This is a genomic window from Bacteroides gallinarum DSM 18171 = JCM 13658 (genome assembly GCF_000374365.1).
Classification (GTDB): Bacteria; Bacteroidota; Bacteroidia; order Bacteroidales; family Bacteroidaceae; genus Bacteroides; species Bacteroides gallinarum.
On sequence record NZ_KB894149.1, the window covers coordinates 20,075 to 42,855 of the forward strand.

General features: G+C 41.4%; 20 protein-coding genes and 1 pseudogene. 17 read left to right on the forward strand and 4 right to left on the reverse strand.

Going from position 1 to position 22,781, the window contains the following annotated elements; translation table 11 throughout:
- Window positions 1-368: 368 nt before the first annotated feature.
- Both C233_RS0116360 and C233_RS0116365 read left to right on the forward strand, forming a co-directional pair.
- Window positions 369-950: a hypothetical protein gene (locus C233_RS0116360; RefSeq protein WP_004312124.1), complete on the forward strand. Its 582-nt coding sequence runs from the start codon at window positions 369-371 to the stop codon at window positions 948-950.
- 5 nt (window positions 951-955) lie between these two features.
- Window positions 956-1,444 (forward strand): SLOG family protein, encoded by a 489-nt coding sequence (locus tag C233_RS0116365; protein WP_241217578.1) that lies wholly within the window; start codon window positions 956-958, stop codon window positions 1,442-1,444.
- Window positions 1,445-1,723: 279 nt separating this feature from the next.
- On the opposite strand, the gene C233_RS0116370 is transcribed toward C233_RS0116365, so the two are convergent.
- Window positions 1,724-2,140, reverse strand: a complete 417-nt coding sequence (locus C233_RS0116370; protein WP_018668641.1) for a hypothetical protein — start codon at window positions 2,138-2,140, stop codon at window positions 1,724-1,726.
- Window positions 2,133-3,626 carry a Y-family DNA polymerase gene (locus C233_RS0116375; RefSeq protein ID WP_004312127.1) on the reverse strand — a complete coding sequence of 498 codons (1,494 nt, stop codon included), beginning with the start codon at window positions 3,624-3,626 and terminating at the stop codon, window positions 2,133-2,135. Before C233_RS0116375 ends, C233_RS0116370 begins: the two co-directional genes overlap by 8 nt.
- Before the next feature lie 222 nt (window positions 3,627-3,848).
- Here C233_RS0116375 and C233_RS0116380 point away from each other — a divergent pair, with 222 nt between their 5' ends.
- Together C233_RS0116380 and C233_RS0116385 are read left to right on the forward strand one after the other, a co-directional pair.
- Window positions 3,849-4,385, forward strand: coding sequence for a DUF2958 domain-containing protein (locus C233_RS0116380; RefSeq protein WP_241217579.1), 537 nt, complete (start codon window positions 3,849-3,851; stop codon window positions 4,383-4,385).
- 25 nt (window positions 4,386-4,410) lie between these two features.
- Window positions 4,411-4,953, forward strand: a complete 543-nt coding sequence (locus tag C233_RS0116385) for a hypothetical protein (RefSeq protein ID WP_018668643.1) — start codon at window positions 4,411-4,413, stop codon at window positions 4,951-4,953.
- 97 nt (window positions 4,954-5,050) lie between these two features.
- Here C233_RS0116385 and C233_RS0116390 read toward each other — a convergent pair whose 3' ends face one another.
- On the reverse strand, window positions 5,051-5,851 hold the full coding sequence (locus C233_RS0116390) for a YqiA/YcfP family alpha/beta fold hydrolase (protein ID WP_004312129.1): 801 nt from the start codon (window positions 5,849-5,851) through the stop codon (window positions 5,051-5,053).
- A gap of 5 nt (window positions 5,852-5,856) precedes the next feature.
- Window positions 5,857-6,513, reverse strand: coding sequence for a recombinase family protein (locus C233_RS0116395; protein ID WP_004312130.1), 657 nt, complete (start codon window positions 6,511-6,513; stop codon window positions 5,857-5,859).
- 310 nt (window positions 6,514-6,823) lie between these two features.
- Here C233_RS0116395 and C233_RS0116400 point away from each other — a divergent pair, with 310 nt between their 5' ends.
- The 13 genes and pseudogenes from C233_RS0116400 to C233_RS23755 all read left to right on the forward strand — a co-directional run.
- Complete coding sequence (locus C233_RS0116400) at window positions 6,824-7,957, forward strand: hypothetical protein (RefSeq protein ID WP_026314894.1); 1,134 nt, start codon at window positions 6,824-6,826, stop codon at window positions 7,955-7,957.
- A 172-nt stretch (window positions 7,958-8,129) separates the two neighbouring features.
- Entirely contained in the window at window positions 8,130-8,426 is a 297-nt protein-coding gene (locus tag C233_RS0116405; protein WP_232306303.1) for a hypothetical protein, read from the forward strand.
- Window positions 8,427-8,789, forward strand: coding sequence for a hypothetical protein (locus C233_RS0116410; protein ID WP_018668645.1), 363 nt, complete (start codon window positions 8,427-8,429; stop codon window positions 8,787-8,789).
- A complete protein-coding gene (locus C233_RS0116415; RefSeq protein ID WP_005939537.1) occupies window positions 8,779-9,207 on the forward strand; it encodes a hypothetical protein in 429 nt (142 codons plus the stop codon). The genes C233_RS0116410 and C233_RS0116415 overlap by 11 nt, the downstream gene beginning before the upstream one ends.
- A 164-nt stretch (window positions 9,208-9,371) precedes the next feature.
- The gene (locus C233_RS0116420) at window positions 9,372-9,716 is read left to right on the forward strand and encodes a hypothetical protein (RefSeq protein WP_227195314.1); all 345 of its coding nucleotides are present in this window, start codon (window positions 9,372-9,374) and stop codon (window positions 9,714-9,716) included.
- Between the two features lie 76 nt (window positions 9,717-9,792).
- On the forward strand, window positions 9,793-10,713 hold the full coding sequence (locus tag C233_RS0116425; RefSeq protein WP_004312135.1) for a hypothetical protein: 921 nt from the start codon (window positions 9,793-9,795) through the stop codon (window positions 10,711-10,713).
- A gap of 263 nt (window positions 10,714-10,976) precedes the next feature.
- The gene (gene mobV / locus C233_RS0116430; protein ID WP_018668647.1) at window positions 10,977-12,431 is read left to right on the forward strand and encodes a MobV family relaxase; all 1,455 of its coding nucleotides are present in this window, start codon (window positions 10,977-10,979) and stop codon (window positions 12,429-12,431) included.
- A gap of 50 nt (window positions 12,432-12,481) precedes the next feature.
- Complete coding sequence (locus tag C233_RS0116435; protein ID WP_025069000.1) at window positions 12,482-13,930, forward strand: OmpA family protein; 1,449 nt, start codon at window positions 12,482-12,484, stop codon at window positions 13,928-13,930.
- 357 nt (window positions 13,931-14,287) lie between these two features.
- Window positions 14,288-15,688: an ATP-binding protein gene (locus C233_RS0116445; protein ID WP_018668650.1), complete on the forward strand. Its 1,401-nt coding sequence runs from the start codon at window positions 14,288-14,290 to the stop codon at window positions 15,686-15,688.
- A 107-nt stretch (window positions 15,689-15,795) separates the two neighbouring features.
- A complete protein-coding gene (locus tag C233_RS0116450) occupies window positions 15,796-16,872 on the forward strand; it encodes a hypothetical protein (protein WP_018668651.1) in 1,077 nt (358 codons plus the stop codon).
- A gap of 3 nt (window positions 16,873-16,875) precedes the next feature.
- Complete coding sequence (locus C233_RS0116455; protein WP_018668652.1) at window positions 16,876-17,943, forward strand: DUF1848 domain-containing protein; 1,068 nt, start codon at window positions 16,876-16,878, stop codon at window positions 17,941-17,943.
- 2 nt (window positions 17,944-17,945) lie between these two features.
- Window positions 17,946-22,502, forward strand: a complete 4,557-nt coding sequence (locus C233_RS22795) for a DEAD/DEAH box helicase (RefSeq protein WP_244149078.1) — start codon at window positions 17,946-17,948, stop codon at window positions 22,500-22,502.
- 124 nt (window positions 22,503-22,626) lie between these two features.
- Window positions 22,627-22,781 (forward strand): annotated as a pseudogene (locus C233_RS23755) (DDE transposase); the annotation flags it as partial.

The following is a 22,781-nucleotide window of genomic DNA, read 5'->3' on the forward strand; positions in this document are numbered from 1 at the left end:
TAAGAGCATTCCGCTATCAAAGATAGTGGAGAGCTCCTTGATGCCGTACTTGCTGTTGGCGATGCGAGACATTTCCCACCCGACAGTTATAAGGATTGTATTCAGTTATAAAGTTCCTATATACTAGTATTTTAACCATTGTGTCTTCATTCCTACTTGTGATTCAGCGAACTTTTTTCTGCAAAGTTGTTGCATCCATCACCAAATTGGCAAGTCGTTCTTAGTAAACAATCTTCCTTTTCCTTGAAAAGAGTATTGTCCACTGAAGACTTGCTGTATTGGTTTGTCTGCACTTTGTAAAACAGAAAAAACTTCCCGATCACAGTCCGAAAGGACTTAACAAAAGGGAAACAAAATCAGAGTGCAGTATGAACACAGTGAATGTTTACATCAAAGGTCAGGAAGACAAGGAACTGATTAGTTTCTTGCGATATTTTCCTTCACGCATCAAGAACATAGGAATGGACGCAGTTTTTGACCGTCAGATTGTCTATGACTACAAGGATGGCCGCAACCACCTGGAGGTGGCCAAATGCGTGGCAAAGTTCCTTGTAAAGAAGTTTGGCCGTAAGATATGCAATGTGGTATTCTCGTGCATCCCTGCAAGTAGTCCGGAACGTAACGAAATGAGAAACAGACATTTTTCCGAGCTTGTATGCAAGTTTTCCGGAGCCATTGACGGGTTCTCTCATGTGAGTGTCATCGGTGAACGTACTGCAGTCCATGGAACAAAGATAAAAAAGGAAGAGCGTGCCAAACGGATAAATGAGCAGAACAACATTGAGATTGATGCTGATTTCTTCAAGAACAAGGAGGTCTGCATTTGGGATGATGTAGTCACAACGGGTGCATCCTTTAATGCCTATGTCTCCCAATTAGAACAGGCCGGAGCTCATGTGACCAACGGCATCTTCCTTGCCAAAACAAGCTATAAATACGTACTAAAATGACAATTATGAATGATTTGAAATTTGACAGGACAGTCTCAGCTGCTTTTACAGGACATCGGTTCTATGACTTTTCCCAAAGGGAATTTATTCAGGAACGCCTTACCTCAGCAATATCCGAAGCCTATGACCATGGCATCAGGAATTTCATTTCCGGATTTGCTTTGGGAATAGATCTGATGGCAGCACAGTTGGTACAATCGCTGAAGTGTGATTTGCCCGGAATATCTCTGACTGCAGTCATACCGTTTGAAGGCCAGGCAGAGAGATATAATATTTATGATAAAAGAGTTTATAGACGGTTGCTTGAACTGGCTGATAAGGTAATTGTGCTCAGTGACTACTATTATCCGAGGTGCTTCCTTGACCGGGACAAGTTTATGGTTGAGAATGCTTCATATCTCATTGCCTATTATGATGGCCGTGAGAAAGGGGGAACATACTACACCGTTAAAAAGGCACGAGCGAGGGGCATCCCGATTATTAATGTGTATTGATTTTAAATGGAACGAGTATGAATGAACTTTTTGATACTATTATTGTCTTTTTCGTGTTCCGTTTTTTCTTCTACATTTTGGAAGTATGGTGGAATGGAGATGAACGGAACGATTTCAGAAGAGACAGATAGCAATCCTGATATATAAGTCAAGTACAGGTGAGTAGGAGCGGTCTTGCCGTCAGCTTCTACAGGACAATCACGCTTTCATTGCAAGGATAGGTTTTTATCCTTGCCGGGTCTTTGCGTATTTTGGTGAACGAGACTTTGGTATAACCTGTTAAAACTCCGGAGTATCAAGTCTTCTGATAGACAGAATATTGTCAATCAGAAGCACTCTTCCGTCCGATAACGTGAGTGCTCTTGTCACCTCTTCGTATTTCTTGGCTGTGCCTGTTATTGACACGTATTTGCCTCCATCTTTTTGAGTATCAGGTACGAAATACACGAAAGTGTATTCTTCCTGTTCCGGCACCTGTTCAATGACGCGGGCGAGTTCTCTTGTAAGACTTGCCATCTCATCATCAGAAAGGAGCTTCTTGGGAGTAGTCAGCCTTGCTGTTTCGGCTAACGCTTCATCATGTCCTGTGAGAGCGGCAAACGGGGCAAACTGGGCGGCACGGTTCTCCATGGACATGGGTGTCCTGTTCTTTGAGACATGATGTGGCAGATTGATTATGTCGTCATATTTACTCATGGTGCCCTCCAATCTGTTGGTTACGTTCTTTCTGGGTTGCTCCATCGGCATAATTGATGCCCTTCAGGATGGCATTCTTCCCAAACTTCTTCTTTATACTCAGGATAGCTTCCTGACGTCTGCGTTCCTTCTCAGCTTTTTCCAGGTCAGCTTTCCGCTGTCTTTCTGACTCTTCGAAATCAGTAAAAAGATCGAGTTGGACGATTTTAGGTTGCTTTTTATACTGCTCCTCATGTACGAGGTGATTCACCGACAGGTTAAGACGGCGCACGAGTAGGACAGGATTCACTATGCGGCCGTACAGTTCAGCCACTTTTTCGGAGATGATACTGCCTGCAGAAGTCGGCTCCTCGATATTGATGGTGCCATGAGCATTGACCGGCACCTGTCTGCCGTAATGGTCGGTTGTAATCTTACCATGGTACTTCTCCCTTATTGAAGGGTTGGTCAATGATTCAATGTCGTATCCGACGGTAAGCACCAACTGGTCAGTGAGCAGCCTCTTGTCCACAAGGTCGAGCGACACACTGTCGGCCATTTCAAGTATCACATTACGGGCCATATCCGTAGTGTAAGCCGACTGGAGAACCTGTCCGGAACTCAATGATTTGCTTTCAGGCTTATAGGCTTTCACATATTCCATGGTAACTGGTTCCCATCCCCAGGCATGGTCAATAAGCAGTTCAGCATTGACTCCAAACATCTGGTACAGGAATCCTTCATGTTCTATAGAGCATCTGGCTACATCACCCATCGTCAGGATATTGTACTGGGCAAGCCGGTTGGCAATACCTTTGCCTACACGCCAGAAATCTGTGAGAGGAGTGTGTTCCCAAAGCAATTTGCGATAAGTCATTTCGTCAAGTTCGGCAATGCGTACACCGTTTTCATCGGGTGGCATCTTCTTGGCCACAATATCCATGGCTACCTTGCACAGATACATGTTGGTACCGATTCCTGCCGTAGCTGTAATGCCTGTATCCGAAAGGACATGACGGATCATCTTCATTGCCAGCTCATGAGCAGTCATCCTGTAAGTCGCGAGATAGGTGGTAGCATCGATGAAGACCTCGTCGATGGAATACACGTGGATGTCATCCGGACTTATATATTTCAGGTAGATGTCGTAGATTCTTGTACTGTATTCTATGTAGTGAGCCATGTGGGGAGGAGCCACCACATAGTCTATGGCCAGACTTTTATTGCTGTCCAGCTCCTTCTTCGAGTAGGATTTTCCACTGTTACCTCGCTGCCTGTTTGCCACACGTACTTTCTCAATCACCTCGAATAAGCGAGGACGACCTCCGGTACCATACTTCTTTAATGCCGGCGAAACAGCCAGGCAGATGGTCTTTTCCGTTCGTGAAGCATCAGCCACGACAAGGCATGTGTCGAGCGGATCCAATCCCCGTTCAACACATTCTACTGAAGCATAGAATGATTTCAGATCTATGGCTATATATTGTCGTAATGGCTCTGTACTCATTATATTTCCGGAAAACGATACAAAGATAACGAGAATCCTCCAAAAATTCCTTAATATTGTTATTGCTTATCAGTTATATACAGCCCATATCTCACTCTTACATGCAGTCCCGGACTGATTTTCACCTATTATATGTCTGCCTTTAAGCACATCCGCTGTCGTGTCAGAGGAAAATTTTTCAGCGAAGTTATCTTGGATCTGTCAAACTGCAAGACGTGTCTTGTGAACAATCTTCCTTTAAGCAGGCACTTAAAGAGTATTCTTCATGCCATTCTTGCCTTATTTGCCTTCTCCAAACTTCTGATGCAGAAAAATCTTCCCGACACACAGCTGAAAGGCTGTAACAAAAGGGAAATAAATAATTCAGATATTATGACAGTAACAAAATTCAACAATCGTCTGGTAACTCCAGAACTGAGAGAGGCTCTGAGTGATTATCCCCTGTATTCACAGGACGCAAAAGGAAAGGATGCGCTTTGCATCGCAGTGTTTCACCTTGGCAATATCCGTTGGTATATTATGGAAGGACAGCCCGAAGGAGATGACTTCACCCTATATGGTATAGTGGTCGGTCTACATGAAACAGAGTACGGCTACATGTCAGCATCTGAAATGGCCGATGTCACTTATGATGCGAGTAAGTACGGACTCGGCTTATTGAAGATAGAACAGGATAGGAGTTTCAAATCTTGTGCCCTCAGAGAGGTAAAGGATAAAGAACTTCAGTCTTTCTTGTCAAGACTTTATGATGAAAACTAATGTATAACTTAAAAATTGGACAGCTATGAAGATTATTGTTGTGGATTGCGCAAATGTCCGCATCGATGTTTTGAACGTTCCGGAGAATATGGTTGGAGAGGACGTTGAACTTTTCCTTGTAGAGCACGACTACTCCTTGAATAACATTTCATGGATAGCAGTTCCTGCAGATTATGTTCCGGTGCAGTTTCATGAATTTGGCATAGATGAAGAGAATGGCAAGGAGGTACATGAACAAAGGGATACCAGGTTGAAGAATTTTTCAATCTATGATAGCGTGCAGGAGGTAAAGCATCGCGAACAGGAAGAGCTCGTTTCTGCAATTCGCCAATATGGTGAGAAGGTTGCCGATGGCTATGAATGGCACTTTGAGGGTGATTGCCCGATAGTGGCAGCGTATGACTATGATGAGCCTTGTGATGTGGTAATCCTTGCAGTGAGGGTTAGCAATGATGGAAGAATAACCATCATAGGAGATGAGAAAAACGACCGGGGCAATGAACATGAGATTGATGCCGATGATATATTTGCCGGTCACATTGATTTCATTACGTCGGAAATTGAGTGATAAGAACAAAGGAACAGGAGTCACAGGGATGGTCTTCTGTTCCTTTACTCGTTGCAGTCTTACGGTTATAGCTGCTATGCGGATAAACCTTAAACACTCAGATGTCTATTTCCGTAAACCTTGAAAAGCGTCTTCCGTCCCTTTCTATAGTCTCGAAAAACATCTTTTCCGGTCTGACCCAATAAGATTTCTCTCCATAGAGAGCCTGATATACAACCATCCGCTCCTGAGTTTCACTGTCAAAAGCGGAATGGATATATTTATAGGTACCACCCTTGAAATGACGGAAATATCTTTCTTCTTTTTTAGGAAACTCCATCAGCATCTTCATGGCCAAGGGCGCATACCAGGTCTTCACTTCCTGTTCTGTGGGAGTATGCGCACCCGGGAAATGATGGGAATTGTTGTAATGCTCCAGGAACATGGGCTCATAGTGAGCCAGTCTGTCCTGTTCGCCGAATAGTCCCCAGACACGGTCTCTGTAATACGGATTACAGCAGTCAAACTGAATCTTTTCGAGTTTGGCAAACTCTTCAATTAAAGCTTCATCTATGATAAACGTCTGATTGCCGTCCTTGCGTGGGGCTTTGTACTGATGCTCACCGATTCTTTCTTTCAAGAATTTCGTCATCTCAAAGTGCGGATTGCCAAGCAATGCCGGGATGCCGACTATCGGGGCGAGCATCTGCGCAAGAAAAGATCCGCAGCTGTTACCCAGCAGCAGGTCGGGCGATTCCTGTTCAATGATTGAGCGTACCTGTTTTAATGCCTCCTTGGGATGAAGCGGAAGGTCTGGCGTTAAGACGGAGGCATGATTTTCAAATGCTTCTTTCAGAGCAACTGCCATCGGACAACTTCCTGTGGCAAAGAATCCGTGAAGGAAAAGTATCTTTTTCATTATAGTCAGCTTTTATCCATATCTTTCGATGTATCCTCTTCATTTTTCTTTTTGATAGGTCCGGAATGGTTTCCTCTATTGAGTTTGATGCCATGCTTGTTCAGAATACGGAACACAGAACTTCTGCTTTTGAAGCCGCTTGCTCTCCATATCTCATCTATAGGATGACCGGCTGCATACAGATTGATAACTGTCTTTTCTCTGTCGAGCTTTTGTAATTTTGTGGAAGAAACCTTCGGTAATGATGCAATCATCTTCGCCTGCAGGTTCACCATATGCTCGGCAGTCTTTCTCAAAGCAAGTACTTCTTCAGGTAAGGCACCCATCATTTCCAGCACATCCGATGGCTTGGTTTCAGGGAAAAGCTGGTTCTTGGAATCAATCCGGTCGTGTATGCTTATGACGCGAATAGCTTTTACCCGGCAAAATTCCAGGAAAGTAGCCAGTTCCCGACTGCCACGGATGGCATTTGAAAATTTGGGGATAACAAGTTCATCCCCCCTTTGCAGGGCAACCATGAGTTGCTTCCAAAGCGGCCTGTTGCGTTCGTTCTCATCGCACTCCTCTACAATGCGTATACATCCGAAGTTATTCATCCACTCCCTGTCTTCTTCCAGTTTGTCATACTGGGATATTGCCATAATGTAACCTATCTTTGCCATATTATAAAGGTTTTGACTGATAATCAAATAGATGTCTTATCTTGTCTTGAAAAATATATAGTATGATAATTCTCCAAGAGTATAATGAACACGACTCTGATGCAAAGGTATAAATTATATTCATATTGGTAATCATACTGATATGACAGATTTTATAATCGACTTCTTTTTTAACAACTTCTTATTATCAATAGATATGTATTATAAATCATACTATTATGAGTATGAAATATAAATTAGTATAAACTGAATATTTTATACTGACAATGTGGAATTTTATCTATACATTTGCCACATAACAAACAAAATTATGCCAATGATATATAGAAATTTAATCGGTCAGAATCACTGTAGTAGCGGTTTGATTGGTATGTCTGACGCAGGTTCAGGAAAACAAGTGAAAGAAAGTAAATCAAGTGAAAGAAAAAATACTCAAATGAGTTTAATCTTTCACTTGATTTTTTTATGCTCTGTACTCTTGTTTTACTCATGCAACAATCATGAGAAATATGATTTTGAGTCCTCTGATGAAGCTCTGAATGAATACGATAATCTTTATAAGACTGTCAGATCACAGGAAACGTGCAATGCCGAGCAACTTGCCTCATTTATCAATCTGTGGTATGAATGCTCAGACACAGTCTACAAATTTATTCAGAAAGACCCTTCGTTTACGGCTCATGCCGGTCTGACCATGAGGTTTGACAGTATAACGGATTCCATTCGCACGAGGTTGATGGAGCTTGCGGACAACTTTACTCTAAGCGATGTGGCATATGTCAAACTTCATACTTCTATCTATGGTCAGGATAAGGAACTTGACTCATTAAAGCGACATGCAACAGTATTCTTTTCCTCATTGGATAGCATTCCTGTATATACCGGGAATATTAGAGACTTACTTGCCGATTACTCAGAGTTTCTGCTTTCATATAAATTACATGGGGTACACTCAGAAGATGCGCTTCTTCGATTTATCCGTATGGAAGACTTCTTCTTCCGAAGCTTTCTTGCTTCCATTGACGAGTGCTCAGCTTTGGGTATGGCGGATATTACTGATATGACGGCCAATATTTGTGACAGCATTTATAAGGAAGCATCAAATGGTAAAATCAAGGCTGATGAAACTATTACCTATATGTCCATGAGGACAGGCCGCCGTCTGCTTCTGAATGCCAAAGTCTGTCATGAGAAACTGAAACGTGGTATAGTAAAGGATTCGCAATATGCCAATGCTTGCTTGTGGATGATGTTACAACCTTATCTCTCGATAGATGCCCTTGCCATAACAATGCTGACACCGGAACAGATTCGGCTTATGACGGATATGGCAAAGGATTATCCGGCTATCATTTCCAGATTAGACAGCAAACACTTAATCGATCGGGATGTGACCACAAAAATACCGAATCAGCTAATTCGATTATACATATCAACCATCTAATCATATAAATATCATGTTACAGGAAGCTATTTTAAAATTCAGATCATCCGGTCCCATATTGTTGCCAGCCATTATTGATAATTACTGGCTTGGGGAAATCAAGACTTACGAAGATTATGCCGTACTTCCTTATGAAGTACACGAACCTCAGCCTCTCGAAAAGGTTTTGGACATGTTTGAGATGAATGCGGATCTTGCCATTCTTTACCACATAGTGCCATCATCCGCTACCGCATACGGACATGAATGCTGCGCCTACTGTTATCCGGTGACGGAACGTATGTTCAAGATAAACTGCAAGACACATACGGACGGTCTTATCCATGAGTTATATGTTACCATCTACAATTCCATTGAGGTTATGTCTGCTGACATTTTTGAAGATTTGCGACTACATGAACGTCGTGGAAAATTCATAGAAAAGCGAGAGCATGTCCAGATAATGAATGACTTCAACTGCGGACTTTGAATGAACAGGAAAACGTATTACCTCATTGCAGACATCATACAGAAAAACAGGACATGGATAAAGGTTATCGGTACAGAAAAACTGGTAGAGATGCGAATACCTCAGGATGGAATGCTGAAGCCGCTGCTGTTTAAAGCTATCACTTTGAAAAGCTACAGGGAACATTACTGTTTCAAGAGGTCCTGTACCTGGAACATCAATGAATACGATTTGAACATGGGTCTGTTGGCTCTCTGCAAAAAAGACCCTTCAGCCTCTGAACGGATTAAGCATGATGCGCTCACTTTGCGTGATGTCGAATACATTATAGAGAAAGCTTCTTTCGGTATAATAAAACTTGAACTTGACGATTATGAATACTAACAGGAAAATTTATGTTTTTTATTTTACAGTCATCCTGCTGGCTGTACTGGCGATGATGGTATTTGACCTGAATATAATAATCAAGGCTATACTGTGTTTCCTCATATTCTCTTGCCTGATGGTTATGAGAAGCATTAAAAGGGCCTATGACCTGGCCGATGATATTGACCCTGATACGTTGGACAAGGTGACTTCATTGACTGATGATTATGCCATAGGAGATGAGAAAAGGAATCACGATTCCAATTTGGATTCTTATCTGAATCTTCTCATCGAAACGGATGAAGAACTTTCAAAAGACCCCACTATTGACCAGAAATCGTTCAGCTATAATGTCCGGTTGAACAGGCGCATAGCTGAACGGTTGGAGTCAATCCAGAGAAAAGAGCAGGAACACGTTGAGAATACAAATAACTAAATGAATTCACTATGATACATACATTAACCATCATCCGTTTTTTGTTCCCGTTCCTGCTACTTCTGGCATTTTTTTGCTTATATAAAAAAACGTACCGCTGCATGCAAAGCTTCATGTGGAGGATGGTAGTATTTGACAGTGCAAGAAAATTTTATTTAAGTATTATGATGCTTACACTCATCTTCATCAACTGGTGCTGTTGTATGACAGAGCCCAATCTGGCAGTTGGACTGTCAAGCATCCTGACGCTGGCACTTTTGAACAGAAGGATTGCCGATAGTACCCTTCATATTCTGCATGAAAGGAAACGGTTTTGGCTTATCACACTCCTGATAGCAGTGGTATGTTATGCCACCCCTTATATGAACAGTGTGTTTCAGCTTTTTTTCCTGCTAAGTGTGGCAGCTGTCTTTTATCCGTCTGAAAGAGTCCTTCAGCAGAAAAGCGTACTTGAAGACTGCGACAGTTTTAAAAGCCAGATGGACTGGATAATGAAGAACTACTATTAATGCCACTTACATGTGGAATATATATTCCTTGCTTGCTTTTTTCCCACTTTTTAAATGTAATCTAAAAATGACGCAAATGACTAACAATAAAAACAATTCTTCTCCTGAATTGAATGACCCACAGGGCATAGACCGCTCCCTGTTGGAGTATCTGAAGCCTAAATCAGAGGACCGTTACAGCAAACTGGAAGCCTATTGTGATCTGCTCACCAGAGCGACATCAGGAACATATTCCACATCCGTTGTAGTAGGAAATCTGAAATTACTTCCCGGCCAGTTTATTGCCACCATATCTGAACTTGCAAGGAAGTGGCAATGGCAACGTGCTACAGTCCGTCAGTTCCTGACCGGTCTTGCCAACCTGGGCCATCTAACCATGGAGCAATTCTCAAAAAGCTATGTGTTTTCCGTAAGCCAGGAACAACGCCTTTCTCTCTTTGTTGAGACACCGTCTGATATATTGGACTTCAACGCACTTCAGTTTGTACGGTTCATTAAAGGACGCAACACTGCCGGTCAGGTGGCCCAATCATATAATTGTTATTTCAACAAGGTTATGGAATTGGCGGTAACGGAGAACGACGGAGGCAGACCTGCCCGACATGTTCTCAAACAGCAGGGTCAAGTATTTGACTCGCTGGCAAAGTCCATATTTCAGGTCTTGAAAATGGAGAAGGAAATGCCTGAAGAACTGTCGGATTCCATCGGCCTTCTCTTTGGAAAAGACCATGTATGGGACTGGCAGAAAGTAATAGAAATCCTTGGCATTCTGGCTGTGGCCATACGTGAAAACAGAAAGCCGGGTTATATGGCAGAACCCGTATCCCGTTATACGAAAGCAGAAGTTATTCTCCTTGACTGCATATTTGAATACTACGTATCTGACCCGGGAACATTTTATTATGATGACCCTCCTCGACCTGATTTAAGCCCCGTAGAGGACAGAACGGATGATAAGCCTGGGGGCACTTCCTCTATTGAAAACGGAACGGATTAAACGCCTTATTAACGATGCACGGCATGTCATACGCTTTTATACACTTCGTCTTTGTCCCGCTAACGGATAGATGCAACGACAGGCAGCGTGCTTGCACGTGCCACTTTTTTACAGTCTCGGGAAGCCTAATACCCCGACCGCTATGAAGCGGCGGGAGGGCTGACCAGATAAACAGCAAGCTGGGTCAGTTTTCTAAGTGTGCGTATGACCGCAAAGGAGACTGAAAAAAGGCTCAGAATAACGCAAAAAATAAAATTGTCATTATGGGTACTACATCAAAACAAGTCATGGATATAAAGACTTCCAAAGGGCTCTCACAGACGAGCAATGAGGAGTTACGTGCCTGGACGGATAAAGGATGGGAGCAGGCTATGCGTGAGGGTAACTATGACCGTAGCCGTGAACATCTTAATTTCGAGGTACAAAAAGGTGGCATAGTCACACCGATAGATAAGAAGCGTCCGCTGACAAAACGCATGGCAGAAAACCTTGCGTCACGTGGCATCAAGGATCCGAATGAAGGACTAGCCGAGCCACGTTTCCGGACAGTGGTCAACTTCATATTCGGAGGCTCAACCGACCGTATGCGTGAGCTGGCCTTCGGCAATCAGGTAGTTGACTTTGAGAGCAAAGGAGGTAACGAACATGTACGGCGTATGCCGGAAATAGAAGAATGGGCTCGTGACATTTATCGCTTCGTGACGGATAAATATGGAGAGGAAAACATCATTTCCTTTATAGTTCACTGTGACGAGAAAAACCCGCATGTTCACTGTGCTCTACTACCGATAGACCAAAACGGCAAGTTTGCTTTCAAGCAGATTTTTCATGGACAGAACCGTCTGGAGTTTAAGAATTATATGCTTGCCCTTCATGACGAGCTAGCAAAGGTCAATGAAAAATGGGGTCTTACAAGAGGGGTGTCGGTTGTGGAATCTGGTGCGAAACATCGCTCCACAGAGGAGTACCGAAGATGGTTGGCCAACGCCTGTGTGACACTTGAAGCCCAGTTGGAGAACAACAGCAAGTTGCTGAAGTCACTGAACGAGGAACTGGCAATAGCCCAGAAGAAACAGAAGTCATTTACGACCATGATTGATAATCTGAAGACGGAGAAAGAGCGTCTTGAAGATGAACTTCGTCCTCTTCGGGCAATGCAGGCCAACAGCGAGAGTATCAGTGCAGAGATAGCACGTAAGATTCAAAATCTCGAATACCAGAAGGTTCAGGTCGAAGCTAAACTGGCAGACAAGGAAAAGAAACTTGATGAGACTAACCGGTTGCTTGAAGCTCTTCGTGAGGATAAGGCTAACATCGAGCAGCAGGCCAGGGAACTGGAAGTCAAGGCCAATCAGTCTGAACTTTCATGGGCTTACAACATGAGCTATCACTTGAACGGTGCAATACTTGACACAATGTCACAGGAGTTCACATCCCGCTATCACCATCTGCCGGATGAAACAAAATCCTTGTTTGACGATACGCTGCTCAGTCAACTGGCAGAACAGGGGAATCATGTTGTCATGGTTGCCTTGAACCTTGTGTGCGGTTATGTGGACGATGCTACGACCATTGCCCAGACTCACGGAGGTGGCGGTGGTCCCTCTACTGGATGGGGAAGACGTCCCGAAGATGATGACCGTGAGTGGGCGCGTAGGTGTCTGGTAATGGCACGCAAGATGTGTGCGCCATCTGTTAACCGGAAGAAGAGAATGTAATGGTAAGCCTTTTGGCTTATGACAGTATCAACTTTTAAAGTACAAACTATATGAGAAAGAATATTCTTTTGTTTTTAACGGGATGTCTTGCTGCGATGACAGTCTCTGCAAGTAACATCCATCACAATTCTGACAGCATTTATAAGCAGAATCTTTTCAGTCAGGAGCAGATGCTCTTGCCTATGAATCCTACATATCTGAAGAATATAAGCGAAGCAGCTAACTGGGGTAGAAATTGGTTTATAGAAATTAAGGGCGGGGCTTCAGCTTTTCTCGGATCACCCATTGGTTGCGGTGATGTGTTCGACCGGATAACACCTGCCTTGCAGGTAGGTGTTGGAAAGTGGTTCACACCCGCAATCGGTGGACGTGTAGGTTTTCAGGGACTGACGTTCAAGAACGCTGAGTTCAAATCCATGAAGTATCAGCTCTACCATGCAGACCTGATGTACAATCTGACTTCCGGACTCCGTCAGAATGAGTACGGACTCTCTCTATGGGATATTGTTCCTTATGTGGGAGTGGGTATGATTCATAATGCGGACTGGTCTGATCCATGCTCATGTGGCAGAGGTTCAGATGGCAGCCGTCCGTTCGCCTTTACCTATGGACTGGAGATAGGTTACAGAATTGGCAACAGGTTAAAACTTGTTGCCGGAGTCAGTGGACTGACTACAGCCCAGAATTTTGATAATATGGGTAGCTCTATAAAATTCAAGGATAATATGCTTACGGTCTCAGCCGGTCTCTCCATCACATTAGGCAAGACTGGATGGAAGCGTGTGGTTGATGCTAAACCTTATATCGAGCAGAATGCTTATCTCAAGGATTACATCTCCTATATGAAGGATGAGAATATACGATTGCAGAAAAAAATGTCTGGAGATAAAGAGGTACAGACAGTCTATCCCAAGAATAACTATAGTGGGCTTAACTCACTAAGAGCGCGGTTGTCCGGGAAAAAGTCTGGCTCACCTGAAAGCAAATCAGGTATTGACGGTATAGCTGAAAACTCGGCTGATGATGTTGAAATCGGTCTTGTGGATACGCATGTACAGACTGGAAACTGCCACTCAGATTCACTTTTGTCTGCCGGTCAGAATATATCTGATAATCTTATGTCTGCAAATAATAATGCATTGGACTCAATTGCAATTTCAGGTCATTCTAAGATAACTGTGGGTGTTCCAGTGTACTTCTTCTTCCAGCTAAATTCTGATAGGCTTGTAGATGAATCCCAGATCGTGAACCTTGATGACATTGCAAAAATATCCAAGGCACATAATTTAAAAGTGGCCATATCTGGAGCAGCTGACAGCGCCACTGGTACACAGTCCATCAATCAGGAACTTGCTCAGCGTCGTGCCAGATATATTGCTCAAATGCTTGTGGATAAAGGGGTATCCGAAAGTCTCATTCATCTGCATAGCTTTGGTGGAATAGATAAATATAAGGTCAATGACTCAAACCGCTTTGCGGTAGTCATGCTTACTGAATGATAGAAGTTGTTTTTTGTATAAGCTAAAAAGTCTTGAGACTTTCATCAAAATTTAAATCTCATATTTAAAAATTTGTCGAGAAGGTATGCTTGGATTTTCCTTGCATACCTTTTTTATGTGGGCTAATATGGAAATGTTTTTCATACTACAACTTAAATGTTGGGAATTGATGTCTCAAGACAAAATCAGAATATCGAAAATGATTGGAAAAGTTGATTTTTGACGATTTTATTAGATGGGAAAATATTCAATGATACTTAAATAATACCTTGTATCTTTGAAATTTATTGAGAAATATTTCCTTGGATAATTTTAATTTTATACCTTTACAGACAAATTATAAAGTATCTTAGAGTTATGTATTATTCAAGAATGATAGACGGATATTTGCTGGAATGGTCACAAAGGTCTTCACATAAACCTTTGCTGTTAAGAGGTGCGCGTCAAGTAGGAAAGTCAACAGCAGTTCGTCATCTGAGTCAGAAGTTCAAGAGCTTTGTGGAGGTGAACTTTGAACGGCAACCTTCATATAAGCAGCTATTTCAAGGCGATATTGATGTGAAACGAATTGTTCCACAAATGGCGGCTATTGCCGGTAAGCCGATAGAACCAGGAAGCACACTTCTGTTTCTTGATGAGATTCAGGCTTGTCCCGAAGCCATCATGTCACTCCGATTTTTCAAAGAGGACATGCCCGAACTTCATGTGATAGCTGCAGGCTCTTTGTTAGAGTTCGCACTTGAAGAACTGCCAACATTTGGTGTCGGCAGGATTCACTCGATGTTTATGTTTCCGATGACGTTCGATGAGTTCCTGCTTGCTAATGGCGAGAATTTGCTTATTGAGGCGCGGAATCAAGCTACGTCATCAGCACCACTGCCAGCTCCTCTATATGAAAAGTTGGTGGGGCTACTCCGTACTTTCATGCTTGTTGGCGGAATGCCTGAAGCCGTGAGCAAATGGGTGGAGACCCACGACTATCTGGCTTGCCAGGAGGTGCAGGATGATATTGTCGTTACCTATGAAGACGATTTTCCGAAATATAAGAAGCGTGTTGATCCTATGCTTTTGCGCCTGACCATGCGTAGTGCAGCCGTTCAAGCCACTAAAAAGTTTGTCTATTCTCAGGTCGGCGGCAGTTATAGTACTTCAGAAGTGAAGAAAGCCCTTGAAATGCTTATTCTTGCAGGCATACTGATTCCTGTCACACATACGTCAGCCAATGGCGTACCTTTAGGAAGTGAGGCTGATTATTCCTATCGTAAGATGCTTTTGCTCGACACTGGTTTGATGTTGCGTCTGCTGAATATGACGACCGGTGATGTAAGTGAGCTGACAACCCAAATCCTAACATCTGATGTTTCAGAATTGGCAAACAAAGGACCAATGGCAGAAATGGTTGCAGGACTGGAAATGCTGCACTACAAAACTCCGAACATCCGCCATGACTTGTTTTACTGGCTTAGAATGGCGAAAAATTCCTCTGCAGAGATTGATTATCTTGTAACATATAAGCAGCAAGTTGTTCCCATCGAGGTGAAGGCGGGAATGCAAGGCGGAATGAAGAGCCTTTGGCTGTTTATGAACGAAAAGCATTTGGACAATGCTCTTAGATGCTCAATGGAGAACTATGGAAGTTTTGAGTATCAGGATGTCAAGGATAATAATGCAGTACGTCACGTACAAATCTGCCCACTCTATGCTATGTCGCAAATGGATAAACTGCTGAGTGCCTTTGTGTGGAAGAATAATCAGTAGAGTAATGTGTTCCTTATCGAATGGCAAGGCTTCATTTCATGGAATATAACGAAAGACTTTATTTGAACATCAATGTGGAATACTATATTAATTAAAATATTATCGATATGTGGCCTTTTAATTATTTCAAAAAGAAGCGTGAAAAGGAAGAACAAGAACGCCGTCGCGCTGAAGAGCAAGCTCGCCAACAAAAGTTGGAGGAAGAGCGTATTGCACGTGAAAGAGAACGTAGGTTGGAAGAGAACCGTCGTAAAGAACTTGAACGTCAAGCCAAACTGAAAGCAGAACGTGAACAGAAGGAGTCAATACAGCCTTTTACATTCCGTTCCAATTGTCATCAGCGTTATGAAAACGGCACTCCTGTTATGGGATTACAGGAGTGTATTCGTACTGTCAGTTTGGTAAAGAATACTGATGGTTGCCCTGGTTACAAGTTAGCCCCCGGCGTTGGTTACATCGTAAAGATATACAATGATGACCTGGGTAAGCCGAACATGTCAGACAAACCTATGAAGGTTGTGAAAAAAACGGCAGACATGGTAGAATTGCGTGGTTTCCCTATCGAGGCACGATCTCCTTTCGGTTGGCAAGAAGTAGATTACAGCGACTATGGTTTTGTAGTTTATTACAAAAATGGGCAAGTGGAAAAGTGTGTGCTTCATATGTATGACCGCAATATACGCCTGGAGTATTTGCATTCGTCAATCATTAAAAAGGAAGAGCCGAAAGAAGATGACAAACCTTTCAATAACAACATCTCAATTAGTGCAGTAGCCAATGGTTTTACATTTAATTTGAAGTTACCAAAGGTTAAGGTTGTCAAACAACCTTATCATGGTGACGCACAAATTATCGAGACGGACTCATCTGCTTATGCTAGAATTGTGAGAAAAGAGACAAACGGAACTGTTACTTTTGATATTAGCAATATAGCAGAACTTCGTTCAAAAAGAATACTTCAGCAGAATCCTACATTTGTTCCACAATTTGACTACCAATCACAAGGTAACGATTTCGAGGCAGCTTCTGCTGAAGTCGGAAATTCTTGGGAATCTGCTTCAAGTGGTAAAGAATATGTTTCATTATTTCAAATAACTCAACAGAAAGGTAAGATTGTTGCATTTATAATCAATAATCTTCCTAATGAAGATGATTTCTATTACTTGATAATGTTTAGTGAATAAAGTATGGCATCTTGGGAACATACAGACATAATCGTTGATGGGCAGCCTGTGAAAGCGCAGGCTCCTATCATCGTGTCGGCAAGTAGAAGTACGGATATTCCTGCATTCTATGCCGATTGGTTTTTTGACCGCTTAAAGAAAGGTTACTCAGCATGGACCAACCCATTTAATGGCGTGAAGTCTTATGTATCGTATGATAAAACTCGCTTTATAGTTTTTTGGTCAAAGAATCCTCGTCCGCTTCTTCCATATCTTGATTATCTCAAAGAAAGAAATATAAGGTGCTATATACAATACACATTGAATGATTATGAGAAGGAGGGATTGGAGAAAGTACCTTCACTTTTAAATCGCATTGAGACATTCAAAATGTTATCTGATAAACTTGGAGCGGACGCTGTTGTTTGGCGTTTCGATCCGATGATTCTTACAGATGATATTACTATAGATGACCTTATTAGTAAAGTTGAGAAGATTGGTGACCAGCTCAAAGGATATACGGAGAAATTGGTGTTTTCGTATGCTGACATCAAGCTTTATAAAAAGGTTAAATTGAATCTTGAAAAGAATGGCATTCCATATCATGAGTGGGAAACTGCGCAAATGGAGAAGTTCGCTATGAAATTATCAAAAATGAATAGCGAAAGAAACTGGAATTTCCAGCTTGCTACTTGCGGAGAGCAGATAGATATTGATAGATATGGAATAGCTCATAATAGGTGTATTGATGGAGATCTAATAACTCGCTTGGCGTGGGACGATAAGGTTCTTATGGATTTTATGAAGGTTAAAATTCAGCAGATGCCAGCACCGTCATTGTTTGAAGATTCACCATCATTACCTGATGGTGCAATTATTCTGCCACACAATCAATTCTTCCTAAGTGCTCACAAGAAAGATCCAGGACAAAGAGCCCTGTGTGGATGTATGGCAGCTAAAGATATTGGTGAATATAACACTTGTCCACATCTATGTGAATACTGCTATGCAAATACAACTAAGCATTTAGCTTTAGAGAATTGGAAACGTCATCAGCAGAATAAAAATGCTGATACAATAACAGGGAAATAATTATGTCAAATTTTATAGATATATTCAGAAGAAACAGAAATATCTCGTTTGTCGGTATGAGAGATGCAGCATTGACTCTTCTTCCTGCTGATCGAACGAGTCGTAATAAGCTGTATCAGGATTTAGAACGAGGTAAAGGCATATTAGATGACGAAGACCATCTAAATATGTATTTACATAGCTTCGGTAAAATGCATAAAGCGAAGCTTGATGCTGCTTTTGGTTGCATTCCTGATATTTCTGAAATCTTCTCAGAAGAAGTGGAGATTTACGATTGGGGTTGCGGTCAAGGAACAGCCTCAGTATGCTTATTGGATTTTCTACATTCAAAGAATATATCACCTAATATCAAGCATTTTTGCTTGGTAGAGCCTTCTTCTGCTGCTGTCGAAAGAGCAACACAGGTTATTGAAAGTTTTAGTTCTGCATATTTCGTAAAGTCCATTACTAAGGATTTTGACTCTTTGAGTCCGGAAGATTTCAAGAAATCGAATATTAGGAAAGTACATCTTTTCAGTAATATTCTCGATGTAGAAGCTTTTGACCTTGCACGATTCATTCACTTGTTCCAACAGCTATTCGGAAGTGATAACTATTTTGTGTGCATCGGTCCTTATTACAGTAACAACAGACGTGTTGATGAATTCGTAGCTGCCACAGCACCTGATATTATGTATGCCACGATGAATAAGGAACGTGGGACATGGCAGGGTGACTGGACAATCTCAATGCGTATATTCTTCAAACATTTCGACCGCATTGAGACCGTTGAGAATATTCGTAAACGTATTGAAGATTCGCATAAGAAAGAACAGTTCTTTGCAGGATTTGTTCTTGATGCTGTCGCAGAGGAATATAGCAAATCTGATAAGGCAGATAATGCTGAAGAACTTTATCGTTCTCTTTCTGCTTTCGATGTCAAATCAAATATACCTCTTGCTTATAATTCAAATACAGACTCCAAACTTGCAGTCTTGGCAAATATCATATCAAGAGGTTTGCCAACAAAGGCTCCGTTGTTATTAGAGAATACTTTTTATGATTTATTCCATATTTCAACCAAGCCAAAAGAAGGAGCGATACTTGATTATAAATCTACTCATAAAGTTTCGGTGCAGGAAATTTATGAAGCCCTGCATATTATAGATCCTCGTTTTAATGTAGATTTCTATAATGGAGATATGCTTGACAGTTCCTTTGAGAAAGATTTTATTGAAAAATACTTGGAAGGTTCTCAAAGTGAATATCTGATTCAAGTTTTTGAGCCACAACGTAATCTTTCATCAATTGTAGATATTCCTGATAGAAGATTCAGCAAAGATCAACGAGTAGATTTTGCGTTGGAAATTCCTTATGGTGATGCAAGAACCGGCTTCATTCTTGAGATGGACGGTCTGCGTTATCATTCTAATATATTCAGTAGAATTAGCGATGAGCGGCGTGACCGAATGGCTCTCAATGTAGGCTGGGATACATATCGTATTGAACAACTGAAGAATATGGCGTTCATGCAAAATTGGGAAAGTGACGCTGCTTCAGTTGACTACTTACAGATTATAAAGGCTAATTACAAAAAGGCTCTGTCTGGAAATTGGTTGGACACTTTGCAAATAGTTCTTGCACCAATGGCAATTGCACGAGTAGAACGAATGTTGGTGGAGGCAATGATGTCCGGTGCTCTTAGTCTTGATAGCGATGTATGGAATATTGCCATTGTAGAACGTGATATCCCATGTTCTGCATTGGCTATAAAGGACCTTGCTGAAAAATATAGGTATATTTGTGAATTAGCAGCTTCATCAGATAGACTGCCGGAGATAAAGCTTCAGATCATATCAACAGAAGAATTCAAAAAATCTCCATTGCATTTGGGAAACCGTGTCGCTACTCAAATGCCAGAAGGACATTTTGACCTATGCTTGGATATATCAATGTTACTTAGAGACAACATTGATGCCCTTCCTTTGAATGTCGATGCAGATACTGTCTATCTTATCCGTTCTTCTCATTACAAGAAACGTGAGCGAACAATCTGCGCTGCAGACAATATACAATATCCTCCATTGGTTACAAAAGATGGCACAGGGTCTTATGTAAATATAAAGGAAAGGGAAGATGTCCTTACATATTTCTTGCGTGATATTTTCCGCAAGCCATCTTTCCGTCCTGGGCAGTTGCCTATTCTTAGCCATGCTTTAGCTGATAAAACTACAATAGGATTACTTCCTACTGGTGGCGGTAAGTCTTTGACATATCAGTTATCATGCATTTTACAACCTGGCGTTTCTATAATTGTTGACCCTCTCGTTTCACTTATGGTTGACCAGGTTCGAGGGTTGCACGAAGCACGAATTGATGCTTGTGAATGTGTTAATAGTGGAATGAATGCCAAAGAGAAGGCTAAAAAACTGAATCTTCTTCAAAATGGTTCTGTCTTGTTCATGCTCCTTTCTCCGGAAAGATTTATGATGGAGAATTTTCGTTCAAGTTTGCTTACAATGACAGAGAAGAATCATGTGTATTTCTCTTATGGCATTATTGATGAGGTTCATTGCGTATCTGAATGGGGACATGATTTCCGTACTTCTTATCTCCACCTTGGACGAAACATGATAAATTTCATGAATACGAAATCAGGTCGTCCATTGTCTATTATAGGTTTGACGGCTACAGCATCGTTTGATGTTCTTGCAGACGTTGAGCGTGAATTGACTCTTGGTGGAAACCTTACTATTGACAGTGAAACAATTGTACGTCCTGAGTCTGATTCACGTCCTGAACTAACATATCGTATTATTGAGGTCTTTTCTAATTTTGATGAATTGAGAGAACCTAATGAGCAGTTCTTGCTTAAAGCAAAATCAGATTGGGAACTTAAAGATGTTGTAGCAACAGCAAAAAAGAATAAGATGTATGAGCTACTGCATGAAATACCTTCAGATATAGTGCAAGTCAATCAGCATGAGACTGAGAAATCAAGGATTGCTCATATAGAGGATTTTTCAGCAGAGGATTTCTATTCGGCAGATAGTGAACAACACTATAAAAATGCTGGAATAGTATTCTGTCCACATGCACATGGAACTTTCGGTGTAGAAGATAATGTTTGGGGTACCAGGACTGGTATCTCCACTGAATTGCGAGAGCATGAGCCAGAATTGTCGATGGGTACGTTTGTTGGCGGTGACAAGCCTTCTGGTGATATGAAGTCATTTAATGAAAATGACCAAAATCTGATGGTGGCCACTAAAGCGTTCGGTATGGGTATAGATAAGCCAAATATCAGATATACAATTCATATAAATCACCCTTCATCCATTGAAAGTTATGTTCAAGAGGCAGGTCGTTGTGGTCGTGATAAGAAGCATGCCATATCTTATGTTTTATATGATCCGACAGAATTCATTGAATTTACTATAGATAAAATAAATGATATTCGATATTTGATGGGGGATGAAGACCCAACATGGCTTGAACGATATATAAATAAGTTTGTTCTTGCAGATGATATTCCTGCATTGTGCAAATATAATAACTGTACCAAAGAACAGACAGATAAGATTCTTGATATTATCAGAAAGCAAGGATTTCTGGAGAACATAGACAAGGACATTAACTTGTGGTTCCATAATAACTCGTTCCGTGGTCTATTCAAGGAGAAGGTCATTCTTGTTGAACTCACTGATAGAATAATCAATGCTAAGCCTACACTTCTAACAGAGATTCAGGCAAAGTTGAGAGACGAAGCAGGAAACGAGGATGTGTGCTTAAAGATAGATACAAGAAAAAATGCAGTTAAAATCGTTTCGGAAGAAGATAATAACAAACAATATGGTTATATCTTCCTCGACAGCCTACGCCCGACTTATAATTATCTAGGTTTTGAATATTCATTATGCTCGTATATATCTAATTGTTTGATCCAGATACTCCAATCATATGAAGATTATTCTCCTAAGACACTTATGCGCCCTTTGGAGGGAGAAGACAATATCACAGAGGGTATATATCAGGCAATGGCACATGCTGACGAAGACGGCAATGCAAGTGTTGTTGTTTCTTGGGAGAATAATGTTCAACAAGATCCTGAAGGTTTTGAAGCTTCAATCAAAAAGGAAATTCTTGCTATATCTGAGGAACAGGGATGGCAAAATATCAATGAGGACAGATACGGAAAGTTGGATTTGAAAAAAATTGGTGATTTTAATGAGTTGATAGCTAAGATAGCCAAATGCTCAGGTGATACTAGATGGCTTCGCAATCATGCAAATAAAAGCATCTATAAAAGGCTACGAATGGCTTTTTGTAAGAAAAGAGATAAAGATGATACAGATAAAGCAATATACAGAATGTGCTGCATAGGGCTTGTAGATGATGTGACTATTGATTATCTGTCACAAACATACGAACTTAAAATCCACAAACGAACTGATGAAGAGTTCAAACAGTATATGTTGGATTTCTTCCGTAAGTATTATTCTTTGGAGCAAGCTCAGAAGAAGGTGGATGAAATTGACAAACAGCCAGGGCGTAATTATTTAGGGACATTCAGTAAATAATATAAAATCAGCCAACTAATTCATACACAAAATATTGCGAATTAGCTGGCTTTTTTGTATCTTTAGGTATTCCCCCGCAAATAAGGTTTGAAGGCCAAAACGGGGGAAATTCCCCGACTAAGATATGGCTAAGATACAAAATATTTCCGAAATTCACCCAACTTTGGGCTTCACAGAATTTGATGTTCTGGAAAAATACCGCAAAAGTTTTAATGAGAGTGAGCTTGGCAGGCTTCACTCAGTGTTCCCGTTTGAACGCATGGCAAAAGCCGCAGGCCT

Coding starts and splice junctions, on each gene's coding strand:
- C233_RS22795 (WP_244149078.1), top strand. CDS start 17,946: ATGTCAAATTTTATAGATATATTCAGAAGAAACAGAAATATCTCGTTT.
- C233_RS0116365 (WP_241217578.1), top strand. CDS start 956: ATGAATGATTTGAAATTTGACAGGACAGTCTCAGCTGCTTTTACAGGA.
- C233_RS0116395 (WP_004312130.1), bottom strand. CDS start 6,513: ATGGCAAAGATAGGTTACATTATGGCAATATCCCAGTATGACAAACTG.
- C233_RS0116385 (WP_018668643.1), top strand. CDS start 4,411: ATGAAGATTATTGTTGTGGATTGCGCAAATGTCCGCATCGATGTTTTG.
- C233_RS0116360 (WP_004312124.1), top strand. CDS start 369: ATGAACACAGTGAATGTTTACATCAAAGGTCAGGAAGACAAGGAACTG.
- C233_RS0116390 (WP_004312129.1), bottom strand. CDS start 5,851: ATGAAAAAGATACTTTTCCTTCACGGATTCTTTGCCACAGGAAGTTGT.
- C233_RS0116405 (WP_232306303.1), top strand. CDS start 8,130: ATGTTTGAGATGAATGCGGATCTTGCCATTCTTTACCACATAGTGCCA.
- C233_RS0116445 (WP_018668650.1), top strand. CDS start 14,288: ATGTATTATTCAAGAATGATAGACGGATATTTGCTGGAATGGTCACAA.
- C233_RS0116375 (WP_004312127.1), bottom strand. CDS start 3,626: ATGAGTACAGAGCCATTACGACAATATATAGCCATAGATCTGAAATCA.
- C233_RS0116370 (WP_018668641.1), bottom strand. CDS start 2,140: ATGAGTAAATATGACGACATAATCAATCTGCCACATCATGTCTCAAAG.
- C233_RS0116435 (WP_025069000.1), top strand. CDS start 12,482: ATGAGAAAGAATATTCTTTTGTTTTTAACGGGATGTCTTGCTGCGATG.
- mobV (WP_018668647.1), top strand. CDS start 10,977: ATGGGTACTACATCAAAACAAGTCATGGATATAAAGACTTCCAAAGGG.
- C233_RS0116410 (WP_018668645.1), top strand. CDS start 8,427: ATGAACAGGAAAACGTATTACCTCATTGCAGACATCATACAGAAAAAC.
- C233_RS0116420 (WP_227195314.1), top strand. CDS start 9,372: ATGATGCTTACACTCATCTTCATCAACTGGTGCTGTTGTATGACAGAG.
- C233_RS0116450 (WP_018668651.1), top strand. CDS start 15,796: ATGTGGCCTTTTAATTATTTCAAAAAGAAGCGTGAAAAGGAAGAACAA.
- C233_RS0116425 (WP_004312135.1), top strand. CDS start 9,793: ATGACTAACAATAAAAACAATTCTTCTCCTGAATTGAATGACCCACAG.
- C233_RS0116400 (WP_026314894.1), top strand. CDS start 6,824: ATGCCAATGATATATAGAAATTTAATCGGTCAGAATCACTGTAGTAGC.
- C233_RS0116455 (WP_018668652.1), top strand. CDS start 16,876: ATGGCATCTTGGGAACATACAGACATAATCGTTGATGGGCAGCCTGTG.
- C233_RS0116415 (WP_005939537.1), top strand. CDS start 8,779: ATGAATACTAACAGGAAAATTTATGTTTTTTATTTTACAGTCATCCTG.